Genomic DNA, 21137 nt, shown 5'->3' on the forward strand with positions numbered 1-21137 from the left:
CGAAGCTGTTCCTCGGCGAGTCGGAGCGCTTCCGTCTTTTCCTTCTCGGCCGTGACGTCCCGACCGTAGGCGTAGATCAGGTCGTCCTCGGGCGCGGCCACCCAGGACATCCAGCGATAGGTGCCGTCCTTGCGGCGATACCGATTGAGGTAGGTCGGCAGCTCCTCGCCCTTGGCCTTGTCGAGGGAGCGCCCCGTCGAGGGCAAGTCGTCCGGATGGACGAAGTCGAACACCGTCAATCCCAGCATCTCGTCGGGTGACCAGCCGAGGATCTTCTCGGCCACGGGACTGACGGAACGGAACACGCCCCGCCGATCGATGACGACCAGGAGGTCCTGGGAATTGCGCCACACGCGGTCGCGCTCGCGTGTCCGCTCTTCGACGCGCCTTTCGAGATCGGCGTTGAGGTCCCGCAGCCGATCCTCGGCGAGCCGGCGCTCGATCGCGGCCCGGGTGCGGTCGGCGACGTTGCGCACGAAGGCGGTCTGCTCCACGCCCCAGTGCCTGGCTTTGTCGTCGTGGACATAGAACATCGCCACGAACCGGCCGTGCTCGAAGATCGGAAGGTTGATGACGGAGCGGACGCCGATCGCATCGAGCGCGGACGTCTTGGCGACCGTCCGGCGATCCGTTTCGGTGTCGTCGACGACGACCATCGAGCCTTGTTTCAACTCGTCGACGAAGGAGCCGAAATCCCGGAACGTATGGGTGCCCGCGATCCCGGCGACACCCGGAACGGCCCAGTCCCGTTCGATCGTGATGACCTCACCGGCCAGGCTGACCGTGCCGTATCCGGCCCGGCTCGCGTCGAGCGTCTGACCCATGACCTCGGCCGCCGCGAAGGCCATCTCGGCGGGGTCGGTCAGGTCGCGAAGGCGATCGCCGAGGTCCAGCACGGCCAAGCGCCGGGCCTCGGCCTGCTTCCGCTCCGTGATGTCGACCGACGCGCCGGGGAACCGGATGGGAGTCCCGTCGTCGTCCCGGACCAGCCGTCCCCGCGCCAGCACCCAGCGCACGGAGCCGCCAGGCTGGAAGATGCGATATTCGTTCGAGAACTCCTCGGCGCCGGCAAACAGACGATCCAGTTCCGCCTGGAAGTCCGAAAGGTCGTCGGGGTGGATGTTCTTGACATACTCGGACAACGGGGCGCCGCGGGCGGCCCACTCTGGATCGACAGTGTAGATCCGCGCGAAGTTCGCGTCCGCATAGATGACGTCGGCCCGCAGGTCCCAGTCCCAGATGCCCACCATGCCCGAGGCGCCGAGCGCCAGGTTCAGGCGCTCCTGGCTTCGCGCGAGCTTTTCGGCGACCTGCCTGGACGCGGTGATGTCGCGACCGACCGAGACTAGCCGTTCGGGTTCCCCATCGGGACCGAGCAGCGGCGAGATCACCACGTCCCACCACTTGGGCGTCCCCTTGAGGGTGGGACAGAAGCCCTGGAACTGGCCCTTTCGTCCGGCCCGAGCCTCGGCCACGGCGTTCCGGGCGGCCTCGTTGTCGGCGCCTTTCCAGACGCGGAGCCACGACAGGCCGATGATCGCGTCGACGTCCGAGATCTCCATGGCCTCGATGCCGCCGGGGCTGACGAACAGGGTGTGCCCGTCGAGGTCGAGCACGACGGTGCAGTCGCCGCTCGAATTGAGGATCAGCGAGTTCAGCCCCTCGGCCTCGCGCAGCGCCGCCTCGGCGTGCCGGGCAGCCGTGATGTCGCGGGAGATGGCGAGCAGCTTCTCCGGCTTGCCCTCGCCGTCCAGGATGGGCGTGACCCGCACGTCCCACCATTTCGGCGTGCCCGCGAAGGTGTCCGTGCGCGCCTGGTAATGTCCCGTTCCGCCGGCCCTCGCGGCCTCGACGGCGGCGTTGGCGGTGGGTCGCAGGTCGTCGGGGCACGTGACCGGCCATGCGCGGCCACGGAGCGCCTCGAAGTCGGCGACCTCCATCGCGCGTCGGCCTCCCTCGCTCATGAAGGCGAGATTGCCGTCCAGGTCGAGCACCTGGATGCAGTCGTCCGACGAAGCCAGCACGCCTTGCAGGAACTCCTCGCTGAGGCGAAGCTTCTCGCCCGCCTCGCGCCTACTGGTCTCGTCGCGCACGATCTTGATGAAGCCGATGTGCTCGCCGGCCTCGTTCCGAAGCGGCATCATCTCGCCGTTGGCCCAGAAGCGCGAGCCGTCCTTCCTGAGGTGCCAACGCTCGTCGTTGCCCCGTCCCTCCTCCAGGGCGCGCCGCATCTCAAGGCCGACGCGATCGGCCGCGCGGTCTTCGGGCGTGAAGAAGCGGTCTGTGGGTTTGCCCCGCATCTCGGCCGAGGTCCAACCGAAGATCCGCTCCGCCCCCGTGTTCCAGTCCGTGACGAGGCCGGCGCGATCGGTCGCGATGATCGCGAAGTCGACCGCGCTTTCCAGGATCTGACGCTGCCGGACGTCGCCTTCGCGCATCGCCCTGAGCGCGGTGTCGCGCGCCTGCATGGTGCGCCGTAGTTCCATCTGGGCCATGACCTGGCCCGCCAGTACCTCCAGCGCGGTCGCCTGGGCTGCGCTGAGCCCTTCCGGACGGGCTTTCGTGTCGATGACGCAGAGGGTCCCGAGGGCGAGGCCTTCTGGTGTCTCCAGCCGGGCCCCGGCATAGAAGCGGATGAAAGGTTCGCCCGTGACGAGCGCGTTCTCGCGGGTGCGCGGATCCTGCGTGAGATCGGGGATGACCAGGAGTCCGGGCCGGGCGAGGGCGTGCCGGCAGATGGACACGTCGAGCGGCGTCTCGCGCCCGTCGAACCCGGTCCGCGCCTTGAACCATTGCCGGTCGGCCGCGACGAGGCTGACGAGCGCGACCGGCGCCTGGCAGATCTGGCTCGCCAGGAGAACGATGCCGTCGAAGCCGGGCTCGGCGGGGGTGTCGAGGATGCCGTAGCCGTCGAGGACCAAGAGGCGTCTCGACTCGTCTGCGTCGGCGGTTTCACTCATTCGGGTCGGCCCGGCGACCGGCGTCCACCATTAGCTTTTGCAAGTCGTCCCGCTGCATCAGCTTGTGAAGGCTGTGGCGGATAACGTCGCTGGCAGTCAGATGGTGCCCGGCGACGACCTTGTCTCGGACGTATTTGACCAGCGTCTCGGTGAGCACGACGTGCAGGGTGTGTTTGGCTGGCATCTACCGGATTACCATGGGTCTACAAAGGTGTCACCCGAACGACTGGCGAGCCAGGGCGCGGTTGCCTGTTCTGGCATGCCCGGAAGACGGCATCGCCGACCTCCGGCCCGCGGTCCGCTTGGCCGCCAACGCCTGACCTCGGATTGCAGCGGATTGATCTGGTCCGTGATGACTATCGCCGGCGGAAGGCCGTGAAGGTCGGCCTTGCCGACGATGTCGAGCCTCGGGTCGCCGAACGCCGGCGGCCCCGGTACCTTGCGTGTGGCTTGGGATCAGAAGACGGCGCGCACTGTCGGCTCCCTCGGCCAGATCCGGCCCTTGGCCGCTGCTTGCAGGAACGCTGTCCCGTCTTTTCCCTTGATCGCGACCACGCCGGCGTCAGGTACGACCCCCGCCTTGTCCATCAGCGCCTTGGCCTCGGCGGAATGACCGATCACCTTGAGATGGGCGAAGGCGTCGTGCACGAACGCGACGGCCGCCGCTTCCTTGGTGAGCATCGCGGTGCCTTCCGCCGAGAGCGCCAGTACGATCGTGTCGAACAGCACGGACGGGCCGCCCGCGAGTTGGAAGTCGGCGCGGATCAGGCCACCGTCGCTCCCCTTGGCACCGCCGACCTTCGGCGCGATTACCTTCATCTCCGCTCCCATCTTGACGGCCGCCTCCTCGACGGCGGTCACCAGCTTCGGATCGGTGCCATCGGCAACCAGACAGCCGACAAGGCGACCCTTCAGGGTCGGCTTGGCCTTCGCGAGGATGCTCAGCATCGGCGATGGCTTAAGGTCGGTCCGCACCGCGACGGTCGTAGGCGCCTTCGCGATCGGGCCTTCGTAACCAAGGCCGTTGGCGACCCGTTTGGCGATGGCTTCGTCGACGTTCGCAAGCCGCCCCATCAGGCACAGGCGTACGGCTTCCGTCTGGACCTTGCTCAGTTCGAAGATGAAGGCGGAAACGATGTGGTTCTGCTCCGGCTCCGTCTGGCTGAAGAAGAACAGCCGGGCCTGGCTGAAATGATCGGCGAACGTCGGCGATCGCACCTTCAGCTTGTCGCCGGCCTCCCGCGCCGGAAAGCTCTTGAACCCGATCGTGGGATTCGTCCGCTCGGTCGTGGAGTCCAGCGAACTCGGCGAATACGAGACGCGGCCCTTGGGCGCGGCCATCTGCATATGGCCATCCCGCTGGAAATTGCGGACCGGGCAACGCGGTGCGTTGATCGGCAGCTGGGCGAAGTTCGGTCCGCCCAACCGGGTGATCTGCGTATCGAGGTAGGACTGGTTCCGTCCCTGAAGGAGCGGATCGTTGGTGAAGTCAATTCCCGGCACGACATGGGTTGTGCAGAAGGCGACCTGCTCCGTCTCGGCGAAGTAATTGTCCGGATTGCGATCGAGCACCATGCGCCCGATCACCCGGAGCGGGATGACCTCCTCGGGGATGAGCTTGGTCGCGTCGAGAATATCGAAGTCGAAGGACGTCGCGAACTCCTCGTCGAACAATTGGACCGCCAACTCCCACTCGGGCGGGCTTCCGATGTTGATGGCGTTCCAAAGGTCCCGGCGGTGAAAGTCGGGGTCGCCGCCGCTGATCTTGAGCGCCTCGTCCCAGACGACCGACTGCATGCCGAGCTTCGGCCGCCAGTGGAACTTCACGTAGGTCGACGTGCCGGCGTCGTTGATCAGCCGGAAGCTATGGACGCCGAAGCCCTCCATCATCCGGAACGAGCGGGGGATCGCCCGGTCGGACATGATCCACATCAGCATGTGTGTGCTCTCGGGCGACAGCGACGCCCAGTCCCAGAACGTGTCGTGCGCCGTCTGCGCCTGCGGGAAGCCGCGGTCCGGCTCCTGCTTGGCGGCGTGGATCAGGTCGGGGAACTTTATGGCGTCCTGGATGAAGAAAACCGGGATGTTGTTGCCGACGAGGTCCCAGTTACCCTCCTGGGTGTAGAACTTGACAGCGAAGCCGCGCACGTCCCGTGCCGTGTCCGCCGAGCCCATGTTGCCGGCCACCGTTGAGAACCGTGCGAACAGCGGGGTCTTCACCCCGACCTCGCTCAGGATCTTGGCCCTGCTGAACTCGGCCAGGGAATCCGTCAATTCGAAGAATCCATGCGCGGCCGCGCCGCGGGCGTGGACCACGCGCTCGGGGATGCGCTCATGGTTGAAGTGGTTGAGCTTCTCGATCAGGGCGAAGTCTTCGAGCAGGACCGGGCCACGCTCGCCGATCTTGAGCGAGTTCTCGTCGTCGGCGACGATGCCGCCCTGGTTGGTTGTCATCGGAGGATGCGTCCCCGCCGCGGTCTGGTGCAACTCGCCGCCGGCACCAACCTTTTCGTTGACGGGAATGACGGCAGTGCGCGGCTTCTGTTTCGCCATGAGGTTTCCTAGAGTCTGGATCGGAGGTGGATCGGGCAGCGACTCGCTGCGTAGCGACAACGCGTGTCGACGCCAGTCCGGCTCCCCAGCCGCCAAGATATTTGCTGCGCGGCCCACTCCCAGCGTTCGCCACGTCGAGAAGCGCTGGTCCGGTTTCGCCAGCCGTGCGCGCGACGCCCAGGCCGGTCTGACAATCCGCGTCGGGCACTACATGGGCGTGCACGGCCGGCTGGCCGGGACGATGCGGGCTGACTTAGCTTGGATGATGAGGCTACTGATCTTGCCGAGGCATTCTTTGCAGGTTACCGATCACGCTCATGTCGATCTCCTGCTTTGCTTGAGCCCGCGTCCCTAGCGGCTCAATGGGGATCCAGGTGCCGGAGGCGATCAAGGCCGCGTACGTCAGGGCCGCAGCTCAGCGGAGGACGGTGCCCGACGAGCTTCTTGCCTCGCGAGGAATGTGCTTGTCACAGGGGATGAAGGTCGGCCAGCACCTTGCGGCAGCAGATCGACGCGAAGACGTCTTCCGGTCAAGTCAGCCAGTCAAAGGGGCCCGTAGGTGCGGTCGACGCAGACGGTGGGGGCATCGCTGCCGGACCACATTGGAACTTCGTGTCACAAGCCTGTCACGTGGATGTGAGCCGCTGCCCACCAAAGGGCCGCACAGGGAACCCGCACATGCTCGCATTCCTGGCGCCGGGTTCCCCCGCGACGCTCGCCTTCCTGTTCGCCTGCCTGCTGTTGGTCCTGGTCTTCGAGTTCTCGAACGGCGTCCACGACACCGCCAATGCCGTCGCGACGGTCATCTACACCCACTCGCTCAAGCCCGTGCCGGCCGTGGTCTGGTCGGGGCTCATGAACTTTCTGGGCGTGATCCTGGGCGGAATCGCGGTCGCCTTCGCCCTGGTCGAACTCATCCCGCCCGACGTGCTGTCGCCACCGGACGGCGGGGTCGCGGTCGGGATGCTGGCGGCGCTGTTCATCACGGCGCTGGCCTGGAACGTCGGGACCTGGCTGCTCGGGCTGCCGAACTCCAGTTCGCACTCGCTGATCGGCGCCCTCATCGGCATCGCGGTCGAGAACTCCTGGTGCACGGGCGCGGGATCGGCAACGGCGTTGACTGGCACCAGGTCTGGAGCGTGTTGGCCTCACTGCTGATCTCGCCGATCCTTGGGTTCGTCCTGTCGCTGCTGCTGTTCCGTCTGATCAAGCTCGTCGTCCATGACAAGCACCTCTACGAGCCGCCGGAAAAGGAGGTGCCGCCGGTCTGGTGGATGCGCGGCATCCTGATCCTGACCTGCACCGGGGTATCGTTCGCGCACGGTACGAACGACGGGCAGAAGAGCATCGGCCTCATCATGCTGACGATCATCGGGTTGATGCCGGCGGCCTACGCCCTGAACATGACGATGTCGGGCGACCAACTCGCTGCGGACGCCAAGGGCATGTCCGTCGCGGCGAGCCTGATCGAGCGGTACGGTGATGACCAGAAGGCGCTGGGGGTCATGGCCGCCCGCAAGCTCGGGGAGGCGTTCGGCGCGGCCAGGCAGGCGACCGACATCCCCGAGGCAGAGCGTCCCGCCGTCCGCAACGACCTGAACCGTGTTGTCGCGGAACTCACCACGGTGGGCGAGGCCAAGGACGCCTCGAAGGACGAAAAGGCTTCCGCCAAGGCCATCCACGAAGACCTGATGAAGTCGGTGCAGTACGCCCCCTGGTGGGTTCGCATCCTCAGCGCGCTGTGTCTCGGGGCGGGAACGATGATCGGGTACAAGCGCATCGTCACGACGCTCGGGGAGAAGCTGGGCAAGCAGCATCTCGCCCCGGCCCAGGGCGCGGCGGCGGAACTGGTCGCAGCGGCCCTGATCGGCGGGGCGGGTTTCTCGGGGTTTCCTGTAAGTACCACCCACGTCGTAACGGGCGGCATCACCGGGACCATGGTCGGTTCGGGCGCCGGCATCCAGCCGTCGACGCTCTGGCAGATCGGAACGGCGTGGATCCTGACGCTGCCGGCGACGATCCTGCTGTCGGGCGGGCTGTTCTACCTCCTGTCCTGAGCCAGGGCCTGCTGCGCCGCCCACCGAAGAAAGCAGTGACAGCCGAGACCAAACCTTGGGAAACAAGGGCCATGATGGCTCTTCAACGCTTGCTCCGCGCCTTCCTGGCCCTCTGCTTCGGAGTGCTCGCGGTCGTCGCGCTTCGTTCGCCTGGACGTGCTGCCGACGTTCCCCGCTTCGAGCCGACATCCTGCGGGAACCTGCCCGATATCGCCGACGTATCGTCACGCCTCCGATGCGGCGTCGTACGCGTGCCGCGCGATTACGCTCACGTGGATGGCCCGACCTTCTCCCTTGCCGTTGTCGTCATAGCGAGCGCCCGGCAACCGGCCCGGGCCGATCCGGTCGTCTTCATCAGCGGTGGTCCCGGCAGCCCCCTGACGATCTACGCCGGCTATCAAGCCCGCCATCCATATGCGCCCGACCGCGACCTGGTCCTGGTCGATCAGCGCGGGACGGGTCGATCGGAACCCCCGCTTTGCCCCGATATCCAGGGCCATCTCGTCGACGCGATGCTCGCCGTGGTGACGGAGCCGAAGCTTGTGGCGCTGGACGCGAGCCGCGCCGCCCACGCCGCTTGCCACGACGCTATCCGGGCTCGCGGCGTCGACCTTGACACGTTCGGTACGGCGACGACGGTCGAGGACTTCGAATGGGTGCGTCGCGCGCTCGGGGTGAACCGCTGGAACGTCGTGGGCGAGAGCTACGGCACGACGGTCGCGATGACGTTGCTGGCGCGTCATCCGCAGGGCGTCAGGTCTGCCGTGCTCGACAGCGTGAACCCGCCCGACGCCTATTTCGGCATGCCCTGGTCGGCTCGGGTCGGGCGAGCGCGGGATGCCTTCTTCGCAGGCTGTGAGGCCGATCCAGCTTGCGCCAGGACCTATCCCGATCTGGCCGCCCTTTACCGCGACGCGCTGCTGCGGCTCGGGCAGGACGTTCCCCGCGTTCCCTTGCCGCCGGCCGTAAACGTGCCCGGCGACAATGTGCGACTAACGCCGTCGCTGTTCGAGGAGATCGTGGGGCGGCTCGTCTATTATCCCCCGTCCTACGCGACCCTGCCGCGCCTCGTCGCGGCGACACGGATCGGCGATCTGAAGCCGGTCGGCACCGCCTTGGCCGCCCTGCTGGCGGAAGCGAAGCGGAGCGGCAACGAGGGTGCGTTCACGGCCGTCGAGTGCAGGGATCGGCCGCGTTGGCGCGAGCCCGCGGCGCCCGACGCCAACCCGCTCGACCTCGCGCTGTTGCCTCCGGGCGTTTGCGGGACATGGTCGGCGCTCGGACCCGAACCCGAGGTCCCGCACGACACCGAGGTGCCCACCCTCGTTCTGGCGGGACGGTTCGACCCGAACATGACGCCCGAGCAAAGCCGTCACGTCGCCGAAGCGATCGGACCGCATGCCCGGTGGGTGGAGTTCGCCGGCATCGGGCACAACGTCCGGCATTTCAGCCCGTGCGCCCAGGACCTTGTCGCCGCCTTCATCGAGGAACCGGAACGCAGGACCGACATGGCTTGTACGAACGGCCAAAGGGAAGCGTCTCCTTCCGCCCCCACGCAACCCTGACGGTCCGCCCGAGGAGGCCACCATGGCAACCCAGCCTTGCGACATGCGCTTGGAGGACGACGGCACTTGGGCTCGCTACGACATCGATACGGACCTGCCAGCCGTCGTCAACGGCATCCCCCCAGGTCAACTTGGGGGAGAGAAAGCCGTCGATCTGGTGGAACAGCTCAATGAGCTGGAGCGGAATACGGTGTCGGAAATGCCGCGGCAGATGGAGCAATGACGGACCCCCATGATCAAAGCCGAACCTGATCGAAATGCGATCGGAGCCACCCGCCTGTAAAATACGCCGCGATCCCCCGATCAGGGGATGTGGGCCGCTCCGCTCGCACGCAAAATGACACGTCCAGGAGCGGTAGAACGCGATGCCCATGTCATCTCCGCACGTGCCAGAGAGGACCGAAACTTCGATTTTTTGCGGAGGACACGCCCGATTCACTGACGCCGCCTCGGTTCACGCCTTTCACGTCCAAGGGGAGACGATCACCCTCAGGCACGACCCCGAAGTGTTCCCCCCTTCGGCGTTCGGATTGAAATTCGCCGAATACATCGATTTCAAGGATTGTCGCCGGGCGGCCGACATCGGCACCGGCACGGGTCTACTTGCCATCCTGGCTGCGAAGAAGGGTGCGACCGAGGTCAAGGCGACGGACATATCGCCACTCGCCGTCAGGCTTGCCGACCTGAATGCAAGAATGGCGAATGCGATCGACGTCATCGAGACGCGACAGGGGCACTTCTTCTGCGATTACGAAGGAACATTCGATGTCATCACCGCGAACCTGCCGCAAGAGATCATACCCCCGGCTTATGGCTCATCGATAAGCACCCTTCAGTCCCAGGCGATCGACGGCGGGGGAACCGGGGGGAATACGATTCTTCTCGACTTCCTTGAGGTTGCTCCAAAATATATGCATCCGCACACTCGACTGTATGTCATCGTAAATACGATCACCGACTACAAGCAGACGTTGCAGAAGATATCGACCTCATACGAAGCGACGTTGGTCTGGCAAGGCATCACCAGCGTGAAAGCCTTCGTAAGTGAGAACATCGGCTTCTTCGGCGGGCTCATCGATCGTCGCATCGTCGATCTCGTCGAGGACGAAGCAGGCAATTGGCATGCGCATCAGTTCATCTACCAGCTGACTTTGCCGCCGTGACGCGATGCTCACGACTTCGGGTCTGCTTCATAGCGCTGTCGGTCAGGCCGGCTTGATGTCCGCCCGCCACGCCGCCCTTGGCGTCCTCGTCGCTGCCTTGTGGGGCTTCAACTTCGTCGCCGCGCGATTGGCGCTCGCCCATATATCGCCCCTGCTTCTGGTGGCGCTCCGGTTCGGCATCGCGTCGCTCCCGGCGATGTTCCTGCCCCGCCCTCGCGTGTCGTGGTCGCGGATGGTCGCGCTTGCCTCGACCTTGTTCATCGGTCAGTTCAGCTTTCTGTTCTGGGGCATGCACGTGGGCATGCCTCCTGGCCTCGCTTCGGTGCTCACGCAATTCCAGGCCGTTCTGACGATGGTCCTGGCAGGGGCGTTCCTGCGTGAGATGCCAGCCCCGCGCCAGATCGTCGGGCTGCTCATCGCCACGGCGGGCCTGATCTTGGTCGCCGCGACGGTCGGACGGGCGGGCGTCACGCTTACCGGCTTGCTGCTGACGCTCCTAGCCGCCGCCAGCTGGGCCGTGGGCAATGTGCTGTTGAGGGCCGTTGGCCGGACCGACATGTTGTCGCTCATCGTCTGGCTGAGCGTCATCCCGCCCTTGCCAATGCTCCTGCTTTCGCTGGCGGTCGATGGTCCGCCAGCGATCGTCTCGGTAATGAGCAGCGGCATGTGGATCAGCCTTCTTGCCGTCCTCTACATCGCCGTCGCCGCGACCCTCGGAGGCTATGCCTTGTGGGGCCATCTTCTCAGGCTCTATCCCGCGGGCTCCGTGGCACCGTTCGCGCTCTTGGTCCCCGTGTTCGGCCTGCTCTCCGCACGGATTACGTTGGGCGAGCAGTTCAGCCCCATGCGCCTGACCGGGATAGCCGTCCTGGCACTCGGACTGGTGATCGCCAGCCTCCCCCTTGCCGGTTGGGCATCCTCGTTGCTCGGTGTGGCTCGGCGAAGGGATAGCAAGAACGCCGAGCTGCATCCGTGATGCCTGCCCAATCCTTCGGTGGCCCTCCGCTCGAAGGATCGCGGGAGGCTCTGATCAAACCGATGGGCCGAATGGCGTCAGCCATCCCGCGACGAGCCTGACGAGATCGGACTGGCGATGCGTATGGGTCTTCAGGAACAGAGCCTTCAAATGACTCTTCACGGTTTCTTTTGACAGACCAAGCAATCTTGCGGTTGGCGTGATGCCACCGATTTCGACAAGGCTGAACAGCACTTCCTGCTCTCTTGGCGTCAACCCGAACAAGGAAGCGAGCGCTTTCGTGGCGCTTTCGGTCGACGTTGCGGCCTGGACCACGACGAGGGTCGCGGCGGGTTTCGAGTTCCTGCTTGCGACGCCGAGTGCGAGTGGCAAGCCGTGGCAGACGAAGACGTCACCCCCTGCGGTCTCTATCCTGAAGGAGCACTCGCCGCGCGATGCTCCTCGGTCCATCAACCCGCCAAGCGAGCCCATTTCGCCTCGGAGACATCTCTTGTAGGCTCCGACGATCCTTTCCGGCGTCACGCCCCTGTCGGCGAGCCGCACGGCGCTGGCATTCGCATGGACGATCTCGTCGATCGAACTCAGGAGGAATACCGCCGATGCCAAGGCATCGAGTGTCCTTACCAGTGTCTCTTCCCGGATGGACGCATGCTCCAGGACGCGGCCGATCCTGATCGCGCGAAGGAAGTGGGGCATCAGGATCCTGAGGCGCTTGATCGTCGCTGCGTCGGCAAGCCCCTGTTCGTGGTTTCTGATGAGCGAAACGGACGCGAAACGCGTCGGCGTTCGCTCCAGCATCATGTTGATCGCATCGTTGTAGCCCTGGGGCTTGCCCCATTCGAGATAGAATGGGTGCCGCTTGAACGCCTCGAAGTCGATAAGGGCTGGAAGTCCCGAAACTTCGCCGGGCTCCAGCAACAATAGGGCACCGACCAACGGATTGTCCGCACCACTCCACTTTTCGGCGTAGACCGACATGTAATCCGGGTTCAAGCCGAACGATTGGTGGAAGATCGTCGTGCCGGCAAGCTTGTCGTGTGACGAGATCATTGCGGCGACGCTGGGTGTCGCCGATGCGAGGTGCCGCAGGACGTCGGGCCAGAGCCCTGGCTCGATCGACGCTTCGTAGATCATGCCGATGAGGTTCGACAGGCTTTTTTCGCTCATGGACGCGCCCCCGCCCGGGCCACCACCTTGTAGCCGCTTACCTTGTCCCAAATCGCGTTCGAGCGCCTCCAGCATTTCATCCGATCGGCGGCCGTTGGCGCTGCATCCGTCCGACCTCGAAGCAGACATCGTGCCCAGCGGTTGTGAGGATCGGATAGTCGCCGAACCAGGAAAGCAATCGGAGGGTCCGTGTCGAAACGCTACCCTACGACGCCGGACGGCCGGTATTTCGTAGTCGGGGGCAGGCTGTGGCGCTGCACGGATCCGGGGCTGCCGGAAAGCGAGCGTGCCAAGCTTACGGCAGAACTCATGCGGGCGCGGCGGGCGGTCGGCGTCGCTCGGAGAAGCGCCGACGATGAAGCCTTGTCAGCCGCCGGAGCCGCCGTGGACGCGGCCAAGGTGGCCCTGGGCGAACGAGGCCCAGTCTGGTGGGATGACGGAGCACCCGACCTGAATCGGCACATGGCGCGGACGACGCCCTATGCCGCTTGGTACCGAAGCATCGAGGCTGCCTCGACATGAGCGTCCTCGCTTGGGGTTGAGCGGACCCGTTTCAGTGACCCAACGTGTCCCGCAAGATCGTGGGGATGGCTGCCTTGACCTGGAAGTAGCCCCGCGTGGCTCGCGGCCATGTGAGATCGTCCCATCGGCGACGCACCCGCAGGCAATTTGACGATAGGGCCGACGCGGACGGGCCCACGGGCGCCCACGGCGTGACGATCGATAGGTCGCCGGCCCACCCCTCCGTGGCCGGACCCGCATCGCAACCGAAATGCACCCCGGCGCGCTCCAGGGCATCGGCCATGGCTTGCTCGTCGGCGTGACGGACGTGTGCGACAGCATCGGGCGCGTGGGCAAGCAGGCCACCGACCCGCACGATTCGGGCGTCGCCGAGGGGCAGGCTTTCCGGACGGAGGTCATCGAGATGCAGCAGGAGCGCGATTTCACCGTGCGGGACCGGATCGGGCTTGGGCAATGGCTTCAACCCCGGAGGATCGTCTTCCTCGATCGCCTCTGGGAACTCGTTCAATCCTTGGGGCGAAAAGCGGCCATCGGTGAACCGCCGAATGTTGTCCGCGCGGGCGGCGTAGACCTTGCCCCGCGTGTGCAGTCCGGCAACCCATCGCCAGGACAGGGTGTTGCTGGCCGGATCGCCGTCGAGGAGGTGGCGAAGGAAGAAGTCGGCTCCGAGCGCTTATGGCAGTCCGAGGGTGAAGATCCAGATGGAGGCGAACCACATCCGGGCGTGATTGTGCAGCCACCCGGTGTCCGTCAGCTCGCGGGCCCACTCGTCGAATCCGTCGATCCCGGTGCTTCCGGTCACGGCGTTCTCATAGGCCCGCCGCAGACCGGATTGCGAGTCTATCCGGTCTTTGCCTTCGGCGACCAGGGCATCGTAACGCGTCCAGATGGCCGGTCGCGTTTCGAGGTGGCCCTTGAAGTAGCTGCGCCAGAATACCTCCTCGATGAACTTGGCGGCGGCTTCCGGGCCGTGCTCGTCCAGGGCCGCCGAGACGACTTCCTCCTCCAACAGCAACCGGCGTCGAAGGTAGGGCGACAAGGCGGTCGTGGTCGGTTCGCGACCCGGTCGGACATCGGTATTGCGGGCGGACGCGTAAGCCCGCCCGACGTGCGGGACGACGGCCGCTAGCCGATCGAGGGCGGCTTCGCGCGTCATCGTGGTGAAGCGTGTCATCCCCGCGATCTGGTGCAGAACCTCGATCTTGCCCAGTGCGGCACGACGTCGAAGCGGCGGGTAGCGTCGGCGCCAACCTGCGTCGCGTTTCGAGCCTCGATCCCGACTGTGAGGGAGAGCGATTTTTTTCTTGCCGACCCCTTGAAGCCGTTTTTTCGGCCTCCCAAATCGCCGCTCGTCGGGGTCAGAAAGGCCCGACATCGAGGGCGTCGCCCCCGTCGCGACGCTTCGATACCCATGTTGCTCAAAGGGAGAATGTGGCTATGCGAACCTTCGATATCTCGCCCCTGTATCGCTCCACGGTCGGCTTCGACCGCCTCTTCGACCTCCTCGACAACAACACGGCTCGGCCTGACTGGCCGCCGTACGACATCGAGAAGAAGACCGAGAACGAGTACCGCATCAGCATGGCGGTCGCGGGCTTTGGCTCGGACGACATCGAACTGACACAGCATGGCACGACGCTGACCGTCGTCGGCCGGAAGCAGGGCCAGGAGGACGGGCGGCAGCTCCTCCACCAGGGCATCGCCGGTCGCAACTTCAAACAGGTTTTCAACCTCGCCGACCACGTGAAGGTCGCGGCGGCCAACCTGGAGAATGGCCTGCTCTCCGTCGACCTAGTCCGCGAGGTGCCCGAACAACTCAAGCCGACGCGAATCGAGATCGCCTCCGACGGAACCTCGAACGTGCAGGACATCCGCTCCCGCCAGATCGGGCAGGAGCCCGAGCGCCAGACCAAGGCCGCCTGAAGCGCTTCGACAATCAACACTGTGATCCCCGCCTCCCGGTCCGCACCGGGAGGCCCTGATTGCGGAGAACGGAGATGAAACCCAGATTCGAGTTCAACGAAAATGTCGGCAAGTCGGTCTCGTCAAAGCGACCGGTCGAAGACGGCCCGGCCCGATCGCAGCCTACCCGAAAATACGAGCCGCTGTTTCAAGCTGATCAAGACGGCAGGAGTTGCTTGTCCCACCCGTCCGAGACGGTTGTCCGGCGGGCGGGCGGTAATCCTCCACTCGGCGGTGATCAAGGCGCTCCCGAGAAGCGCCAGAGGGATGACTGGGCTTTGTTTGCGAGCCCCTTCCCACGGGCGTCGGCTAAGCCGCTCGCTCGGTGGCGGGGAAGGACGAGCGTTCGGCCCCGAAGGGACGATGACGACGATCCGCCGCCCTGTCCCGTCGCCGGGTTCCGCCCTCCGCCCGGCCCGCTTCCCGCAGCTCAGGCCCTGGTGCCGGCTTTCGCGTGAGCAGCGGATCGTCGCCCCCACTGGGCCGACGATCCGCTCAGGTGCGTAGGAAATCCGTCGCAGCCTCATCCCTTCGCCGCGCACGGCGCGACCTTATGGGACCTAGCCGACATCAAGCCGTGGCTAGATGCTCGTTCAATTGCGTTCAAGACGCGGTCGGTTGGTTCATGGGGCCGCCTTACATGATCGAGGAGGTCGTTTTCGACGAGAACGATCTGTACTCTTGCGAGCGGTTCAAAAGGCCGGAGCCGCCGGAGCAGACAGACACGGATTTCTGATGACGTCAGGACCGGGCCGCTCCAGCGAAACCTTTGTTTCCGGCCGGTACCCCGTGACGCCGGATGGCAGGTACTTCGTGGTGCGCGGCAGGCTGTGGCGTTGCACGAACCCGTCACTGCCCGAAGACGTGCGCGTCCTCCTCACTGCGGAACTGATGAGGGCGCGACTCGCCGTCGGCGTGGCCCAAAAGCAGGGCGACGAGGCTGCCTTGAAGGAGGAAGCCCGAGCCGCCGTGGATGCCACCAAGGTCGGCCTGGGCGAACGTGGCCCGGTCTGGTGGAACGACGGCGCCCCAGACATGAACCGCCACATGGCGCGCACGACGCCGTATGCCGAGTGGCATGAAGGCGTCGCGGACCCGGCGGACTGAAGAGCGGTACGCGGGTGGCGCGCGCGGTCAGCGACCGGCCGCCGTGTCGATGGCGGCCATGACCCTCGCGGTAGCGGTCTGATGGATCATGTGCCCTTCGCCGGGCACGCTGTCGAATGTGCTGTGGGACACCTCTCGATGCAGGCGTGCCGACTGGTGCTCGATGTCGACGATCCGATCGTCGTCGCCCGCGATGATCGACACCGGCATCTTCAACTCCGCGTAGTGCCCTCGGGCCGCGAAGGCGTTCGGGATCATCAGGGCGGACTCGGCCGCGCTCGCGCGGATCGTCGAGGGGCGCAGCGCCATCTCGACCGGGAAGCCGGCGAACTTGGCGGGCATCGAGGCCGGACCGAAGATCTTCCGCATGAGGAGCGGCCAGATCGCGCGGCCCAGCATGGGCGACACGGTGTAGCGCATCAGGTCACCGATCACCGGTACGGCGGGCCCTGAGGCGGTCACGACGTCGGACCGAACGCTCGGATAGTAGTAGCCCGATGCCAGCACAAGGCCGGTCACCGTTTCCGGATGGCGCAGCGCCAGGGATGCGGCGACGGACGCGCCCCAGGAATGGCCGAGCACGACCGCCTTCGACACTCCGAGTCGGGCGAGCGCCGAATGGATCAGGTTGGCCTGGGCGTCGGCGGACCACACGGTCGTTCGCGGCCGCTCGCTGTATCCGTAGCCAGGCCGGTCGAAGACGATGACGCGGAATGACTTGGCGGCCAAATCGACGAGCCCGCTGGTCTCGAAGTCCTGGATCATGCTGCCGTTGCCGTGCAGCAGGACGAGCGGGTCGCCCGTCCCACTCTCGACGTAATGGAGGGAAACGCCGTCGACTTCGACGAAGCGGCCTTCCGGAGGGTTGGCTCGCTCGGCACGCTTGGCCAGCACGTAATTGGCGACGGCCGACGCCGCCAACGCACCGCCGACCATCATGACGGCATTCGCAAGACCGATGGAGGCGGCGCGACTGGCGCGCTTGCCCCTGAAAGGCGAGGAGACGTGTTTCATGGTCCATCCAGTCCAGGCATTTGCCACCCCACCCGTTCTGGAATGGTGCAATGCGGCATTGATTGAACATGCCAGGCCCGGATCGGGTTCCGGCTGCGGATGGAACTCGGTTTGGGGAAGGCCGATCCGGTCTGAGCCTGTTTGCGGCGCCCGACCTGCGGCGCCGCTGGCTTTCACTCGCCGCCGCGCGGCGCGTCGATCCGCTCGAAGGCGAACGCCTTGCCGATCCTCGTCCTGAGCAGCACGCCGTCGATCAGGCCCTCGATCTCGTTTGCCGCCGAGGCAACCTTCACCCATCCGCTCAACCCGGTGCCGGCCGTGGTCTGTTCGGGGCTCATGAACTTCCCCTTCATGATCCTCGGCCGCATCCGGCCAACCAACGCGCAGTTCGCGCCAGCCTGCCTTAGCGACAAGTGGCGAGGCGACCACCACCTGGCGCAACTCGGAGCCGAGCCGAACGGCGATCATGTCGCGTTCGACGACCTCGCCCAGCCGTATCGCCGCTGGGTTCAACGCGCCATGAACATCGTCTCATCATCTCGCATGTCGTTCCTGACGGCCCGCTTGACTGCCTCCGGCAGGGACGGTTCGTCGAGGTCGAAGGTACCTAGCCTGCTCAGCGCGGCCCGGATGTCGATCTCCGTTCCAAGGAAATCCATCACGACCCGCGCGGCTCCGATCGATCGGGCGGGTCCGTGGCTCACGCCGAGGGTCAGTCCGTGAAGGCGTTTGAGCAATCTTGCCTTGGGGTAAAGGACCATGGTCGACACCTCCCGGGCAGTGCCTCGGTGGTGGTCGATGACCAAGAGGCGGTCGCCCGATTGGCCGACCACTCCCCGGTAAGTGACGAACCGCAACGCGGCGTCCTCGGTCTCGTCCCCTCCGAGGTAACGCTGCTTGACGGATGAGACGAGCACGTCACCGTCGTAGTACCAGTGGGCAAGTTCCCCGCTTGATCCGCCATGCTCCGAGGTAGGTGTAGAAATACTTGAAGTAAAAACCTTGGTACTCGGACAAGTTTGCCGCATTCGCGCTCGATATGGCGCGCAGCAGACCTGCGTGATGGCGGAGCATCGCGGGCGGATCCCCGGCCGGCAATCGGCGCTTAAAGGTGGCCGCGAAGGCCGTATGCGGGCCGAACAGCTCGCCTTCCTCCAGGCCAAAGAAGTCGCTGATGAGCTTGTGGTTGTTGCGCGACGGGATCGCCGAACCCACCAGGTACCGGTTGAACTGCTGCCCGGTTAATCTTCAGCCGACGACAAACCTCCGACACGGACCGATAGTGGTCGCAGCAGAACTGGAGGTTCGCTCGGTAATCCGCTTCGTGCTCGACGAAGGAAAGGCGGTACCGGGAGGCGACGTCGGCCATGTGAACTCGGCAGCGATGTGAAGCGCGAACCGCGCAAACTAGCTGCAACAAGAGCACATGATGTGGATGGCTTCAAGCCGACCTCCGTGGGACACCGGCAAGCCTGAGATCCCACCATGAAGATCTTGAAGAAGATAGCGACGACGGTTTCGGCCTGGGCGGTGGCCCTGAGCCTGTCGCTGCCGATCCTGTGGATGGCCCTGACGGCCTTCAAGACGGATCTCGACGCGCTTCATCTCCCGCCCAAGATCTTCTTCAGGCCGACGCTGGAGAACTTCCTTGCCGCCAACGGCAGCGTCCCCGTCCTGAGGCCGATCCTCAACAGCGTCGTCGAGTCGAGCGGGGCGACCGCGCTGTGCTTCCTGTTTGCTTTTCCGGCCGCCTACGCCCTCGCCTTTCATGGCGGAAGGAGCCGGAACACCATCCTGCTCGGCATGCTGATGACGCGCTTCATGCCCGGCATCGGCGTCATGCTGCCCATGTACCTGATCTTCAAGGTCATCGGGCTGATCGACACCCGGCTCGGGTTGGTCCTCGTCCTTGCGCTGGTAAACCTGCCGATCGTGGTCTGGATGCTGTATTGCTACATGCGCGAGATCCCGCGCGACATACTCGAAAGTGCGCGCCTCGATGGTGCGACAGCGGTCCAGCAGCTTGTTCACGTGCTGTTTCCCTTGTGCCTTCCCGGGGTTTGCTCGACCGCGCTCCTGTCCGTGGTCCTGTGCTGGAACGAGTCCTTCTGGAGCATCCAGATGACCTCGTCCACCGCCGCGCCCCTCAGCGCCTACATCGCGACCCTGTCCGGCGACGTGCTGTGGGCGAAGCTCTCGGCCGCGTCCTTGCTGGCTGTGGGGCCCATCCTGCTCGTCGGCTGGCTGACGCAGCGCACCTTCGTCCGAGGGTTGACGTTTGGCGCCGTGCGCTAAGCTCGCACGCCGCACGATGCCGGCCGTGATGCAGCACGGTGGAACACGCCAGAAGATCACCCGCACGCATAATTCGAGCAGATCAGGGTTCGGCCGCCTTCACGCGGCTTCGAAGATCCTCAAGCAGCCATCGGCCGGCCCGTCCGAGGGATCTGTCGCGCATGTGTGCGGCATAGATGGTGAGCGGTTCTGCCGGGCCGAGATCGTCGGCTATCGGCAGGGCTACAAGGCGTCCGTTGGCCAAGTGCGAGGTGACGAGATGTTCGGGCATCCGGCACCAGCCCAGGGCGGCGATGAGGAAGTCCAGGCGGCGGCCGATGTCGACGAAGCGCCAAGCCTTCGTGCCGACGACGCCGTAGCTCGGGCCGTCCGGCGCGTTCGGGTCGGACAGGACGAGTTGCACGTGTTGGTGCAGGTCCTCGCGTGTCGCGGGACGGCCGAGCCGCGCAAGCGGATGGTCCGGCGACACGACCGGAACCAGACGCGCCCTGAGCAGCGGGAGGGCGACGACGTCCTCGGGCACCACCGGGAGCAGGAGACAGAACGCCAGCGCGGCTTCGCCCTTGCGCAACCTTCGCTCAGCGCCTCTCAAGCCCTCGGTCGAGAACGTGACCGGCAAGTGGGGAAACGTGTCACGGAGCGCGCGGAGGCTCTCGATGAGGGGGGCCGTTGGGATGAGCGGATCGATCGCGACCGCGAGTTCAGGTTCGATGCCTTCGCGCGTGCCCGCAGCCATCGCCTCGAAACGACCGGCGCTCGCGAGGACGATGCGTGCCTGGGCGACCAGCGCGCGCCCGACCTCGGTCAGCAGCGGACGATGCCCGCTCCGGTCGAAGAGCGTGACGCCCTGGACGCCTTCCAGCGTCGCGACGGCTTGGCTGATGGCGGATTGCGCGCGGTTCAGCTTCCTGCCGGCGGCAGAAAAGCTGCCAGTCTCGGCGACTGTGGCCAGCACCCGAAGCTGGTCGAGCGTGAGGCTTCCGATCACCCATCATCCCCGCCGATAGAAATGATCGGTTTTTAATCGCTCCTCAAGGGGCCGTCCACGGTTCAGCGTACCGGGAGTTCAACCGCTCCAATCAGGTTCACGCCCTCGGAGCCACCTATGGTGATTCGCCATGCCCAACCTCCTCGTCGTCGAAACCAGCCCGCGCGGCGACTACTCCATCTCCCGTGATCTCACCCGTCGCTTCGTGGCACGTTGGCGCTCGGCGCACCCGGACGGGCACATCGTGGATCGCGACCTGATGGAGACCGATCTGCCGTTCGTGAACGCGCCTTGGCTCCAGGCGTACTTCACGCCGGCTGAGAAGCACTCCGCCGAGATGAAGGCCGTGCTGAGCCTGTCGGACGAGCTTGTCGCCGAACTGCTGGCGGCCGACCACCTCGTCATTGCCACGCCAGTCTACAACTACAACGTCCCGGCCGCCCTGAAGGCGTGGATCGATCACGTGGTCCGCAAGGGCATGACGCTCGGGCAGGACGGCAAGGGCATGCTGACCGGCAAGAAGGCCACCGTGCTGCTGGCTTCCGGCGGCGTTTACACCGAGGGATCTCCGATCCGCGATCGGGACATCGCGTCCCAGTACCTGCGCCTGATCCTGAACGTGATCGGCATCACCGACGTGACCTTCATCGCCGCCGGTGGAGCGAAGGCCGTGGATCTCGGCGAAGTTGGACGGGACGATTTCCTCGACATGTTCCAGGACAGGATCGAGACCGAGGCGGCCTGAGCCTCAGGGTGTGACGCCCGCCGGGTGACGGGCGTCACCGGCGCTCAGTCGGCTTTCCGGGTG

22 protein-coding genes are annotated in these 21137 nt (G+C 65.5%); 11 read left to right on the forward strand and 11 right to left on the reverse strand.

What is annotated here, in order from left to right; all coding sequences use genetic code 11:
- The 3 genes from M8523_RS32950 to M8523_RS32960 all read right to left on the reverse strand — a co-directional run.
- On the reverse strand, positions 1-2960 hold a 2960-nt coding region (locus tag M8523_RS32950), incomplete at its 3' end, for a PAS domain S-box protein (protein WP_282589076.1).
- The gene (locus tag M8523_RS32955; RefSeq protein WP_282589077.1) at positions 2953-3144 is read right to left on the reverse strand and encodes a ribbon-helix-helix domain-containing protein; all 192 of its coding nucleotides are present in this window, start codon (positions 3142-3144) and stop codon (positions 2953-2955) included. The genes M8523_RS32950 and M8523_RS32955, both read right to left, overlap by 8 nt.
- 272 nt (positions 3145-3416) lie before the next feature.
- A complete protein-coding gene (locus M8523_RS32960) occupies positions 3417-5513 on the reverse strand; it encodes a catalase (protein ID WP_282589078.1) in 2097 nt (698 codons plus the stop codon).
- A gap of 678 nt (positions 5514-6191) precedes the next feature.
- On the opposite strand from M8523_RS32960, the gene M8523_RS32965 reads away from it, so the two are divergent.
- From M8523_RS32965 to M8523_RS32990, 6 genes are all read left to right on the forward strand, one after another.
- Positions 6192-6671: an inorganic phosphate transporter gene (locus M8523_RS32965; protein ID WP_282589079.1), complete on the forward strand. Its 480-nt coding sequence runs from the start codon at positions 6192-6194 to the stop codon at positions 6669-6671.
- Entirely contained in the window at positions 6653-7570 is a 918-nt protein-coding gene (locus tag M8523_RS32970; protein WP_282589080.1) for an inorganic phosphate transporter, read from the forward strand. Before M8523_RS32965 ends, M8523_RS32970 begins: the two co-directional genes overlap by 19 nt.
- A gap of 71 nt (positions 7571-7641) precedes the next feature.
- Positions 7642-9135 (forward strand): alpha/beta hydrolase, encoded by a 1494-nt coding sequence (locus tag M8523_RS32975; RefSeq protein WP_282589081.1) that lies wholly within the window; start codon positions 7642-7644, stop codon positions 9133-9135.
- 22 nt (positions 9136-9157) lie between these two features.
- Positions 9158-9358, forward strand: a complete 201-nt coding sequence (locus M8523_RS32980; RefSeq protein ID WP_282589082.1) for a hypothetical protein — start codon at positions 9158-9160, stop codon at positions 9356-9358.
- Positions 9359-9665: 307 nt separating this feature from the next.
- Positions 9666-10298, forward strand: a complete 633-nt coding sequence (locus tag M8523_RS32985) for a 50S ribosomal protein L11 methyltransferase (RefSeq protein ID WP_282589083.1) — start codon at positions 9666-9668, stop codon at positions 10296-10298.
- Between the two features lie 55 nt (positions 10299-10353).
- Positions 10354-11274, forward strand: a complete 921-nt coding sequence (locus M8523_RS32990; protein ID WP_282589084.1) for an EamA family transporter — start codon at positions 10354-10356, stop codon at positions 11272-11274.
- Between the two features lie 54 nt (positions 11275-11328).
- Here the strand turns inward: M8523_RS32990 and M8523_RS32995 are convergent, their stop codons facing one another.
- Positions 11329-12441 (reverse strand): helix-turn-helix transcriptional regulator, encoded by a 1113-nt coding sequence (locus M8523_RS32995; RefSeq protein WP_282589085.1) that lies wholly within the window; start codon positions 12439-12441, stop codon positions 11329-11331.
- A gap of 189 nt (positions 12442-12630) precedes the next feature.
- Here M8523_RS32995 and M8523_RS33000 point away from each other — a divergent pair, with 189 nt between their 5' ends.
- The gene (locus tag M8523_RS33000) at positions 12631-12963 is read left to right on the forward strand and encodes a hypothetical protein (protein WP_282589086.1); all 333 of its coding nucleotides are present in this window, start codon (positions 12631-12633) and stop codon (positions 12961-12963) included.
- Positions 12964-12994: 31 nt separating this feature from the next.
- Here the strand turns inward: M8523_RS33000 and M8523_RS36640 are convergent, their stop codons facing one another.
- Together M8523_RS36640 and M8523_RS36645 are read right to left on the reverse strand one after the other, a co-directional pair.
- Complete coding sequence (locus M8523_RS36640) at positions 12995-13471, reverse strand: hypothetical protein (protein WP_345894348.1); 477 nt, start codon at positions 13469-13471, stop codon at positions 12995-12997.
- A gap of 165 nt (positions 13472-13636) precedes the next feature.
- Positions 13637-14137 (reverse strand): FAD-binding domain-containing protein, encoded by a 501-nt coding sequence (locus M8523_RS36645; RefSeq protein WP_345894349.1) that lies wholly within the window; start codon positions 14135-14137, stop codon positions 13637-13639.
- 263 nt (positions 14138-14400) lie between these two features.
- Here M8523_RS36645 and M8523_RS33010 point away from each other — a divergent pair, with 263 nt between their 5' ends.
- Positions 14401-14886, forward strand: a complete 486-nt coding sequence (locus M8523_RS33010; RefSeq protein WP_282589087.1) for an Hsp20 family protein — start codon at positions 14401-14403, stop codon at positions 14884-14886.
- A 774-nt stretch (positions 14887-15660) separates the two neighbouring features.
- Positions 15661-16032, forward strand: a complete 372-nt coding sequence (locus M8523_RS33015; protein WP_282589088.1) for a hypothetical protein — start codon at positions 15661-15663, stop codon at positions 16030-16032.
- A gap of 27 nt (positions 16033-16059) precedes the next feature.
- Here M8523_RS33015 and M8523_RS33020 read toward each other — a convergent pair whose 3' ends face one another.
- The 4 genes from M8523_RS33020 to M8523_RS33035 form a co-directional block, all read right to left on the reverse strand.
- Positions 16060-17046, reverse strand: a complete 987-nt coding sequence (locus tag M8523_RS33020; RefSeq protein ID WP_428351847.1) for an alpha/beta fold hydrolase — start codon at positions 17044-17046, stop codon at positions 16060-16062.
- Positions 17047-17219: 173 nt separating this feature from the next.
- On the reverse strand, positions 17220-17384 hold the full coding sequence (locus M8523_RS33025; RefSeq protein WP_282589089.1) for a hypothetical protein: 165 nt from the start codon (positions 17382-17384) through the stop codon (positions 17220-17222).
- A gap of 171 nt (positions 17385-17555) precedes the next feature.
- Positions 17556-17963: a hypothetical protein gene (locus M8523_RS33030; protein WP_282589090.1), complete on the reverse strand. Its 408-nt coding sequence runs from the start codon at positions 17961-17963 to the stop codon at positions 17556-17558.
- 1 nt (position 17964) lies between these two features.
- Positions 17965-18261 carry a hypothetical protein gene (locus M8523_RS33035; protein WP_282589091.1) on the reverse strand — a complete coding sequence of 99 codons (297 nt, stop codon included), beginning with the start codon at positions 18259-18261 and terminating at the stop codon, positions 17965-17967.
- A gap of 270 nt (positions 18262-18531) precedes the next feature.
- On the opposite strand from M8523_RS33035, the gene M8523_RS33040 reads away from it, so the two are divergent.
- Positions 18532-19341, forward strand: a complete 810-nt coding sequence (locus M8523_RS33040) for a carbohydrate ABC transporter permease (protein ID WP_282589092.1) — start codon at positions 18532-18534, stop codon at positions 19339-19341.
- Positions 19342-19423: 82 nt separating this feature from the next.
- Here the strand turns inward: M8523_RS33040 and M8523_RS33045 are convergent, their stop codons facing one another.
- Entirely contained in the window at positions 19424-20329 is a 906-nt protein-coding gene (locus M8523_RS33045) for a LysR family transcriptional regulator (RefSeq protein WP_282589093.1), read from the reverse strand.
- Between the two features lie 130 nt (positions 20330-20459).
- Here M8523_RS33045 and M8523_RS33050 point away from each other — a divergent pair, with 130 nt between their 5' ends.
- Entirely contained in the window at positions 20460-21074 is a 615-nt protein-coding gene (locus M8523_RS33050; RefSeq protein WP_282589094.1) for an FMN-dependent NADH-azoreductase, read from the forward strand.
- Positions 21075-21137 lie beyond the last annotated feature (63 nt).

It is taken from the genome of Lichenifustis flavocetrariae (genome assembly GCF_026130545.1).
Classification (GTDB): Bacteria; Pseudomonadota; Alphaproteobacteria; order Rhizobiales; family Beijerinckiaceae; genus Lichenihabitans; species Lichenihabitans flavocetrariae.